Annotated in this window: 1 protein-coding gene; it reads left to right on the top strand. The window is 40.4% G+C overall.

The features are described from left to right. Positions 1-607 (top strand): IS30 family transposase (locus tag SP041_RS20780; protein ID WP_137298022.1); only part of this gene is annotated, 607 nt, incomplete at both ends.

Raw genomic sequence — 607 nt, 5'->3', positions numbered from 1 at the left:
CTTAGTAGAGAGTTTGCTCGCAATACAGGCAAGCGAGGTTACCGTATTAATCAAGCTCAACAAGCAACAATTAAACGCCGTATTGATGCCCGTAAAGCAATAAAAATGACATCTACTCTGATTGCATTAATAAATACAAAACTAGATGAAAAATGGAGCCCTGAACAAATTTCAGGATGGCTTAAGAAAGAGCGTGGCATCAGTATTAGCTATGAAACTATTTACCAACATATTTACACTGATAAGCGGAATGGTGGTCAATTATTCCAACATCTACGCCGAAAAGGCAAAGCTTACCAAGTGCGCAATAAAGATAAGCAAGCTGGTCGAGGTTTTATCAAGAACCGTGTTAGCATCGATGAACGACCAAGTATCGTTGACACACGTAGCCGAGTTGGTGATTGGGAAATAGATTTAGTCATTGGTAAAGGACACAGCGGCGCATTGGTGACTATTGTTGAGCGTAAAACGCGTTTTACCGTATCGACACGTATTAATGATAAATCAGCAAAGACTGTCACTGCGGCCACTATTGCATTATTAAAACCATTCGAAGATGCAGTGTTAACCATTACCGCTGATAACGGTAAAGAGTTCGCTTATCACA

It is taken from the genome of Psychromonas sp. SP041 (assembly GCF_000470315.2).
In the GTDB taxonomy this organism is placed as follows: Bacteria; Pseudomonadota; Gammaproteobacteria; order Enterobacterales; family Psychromonadaceae; genus Psychromonas.
The sequence above is the reverse complement of the archived record's forward strand: the minus strand, read 5'-3'. Positions and strand labels throughout refer to the sequence as shown.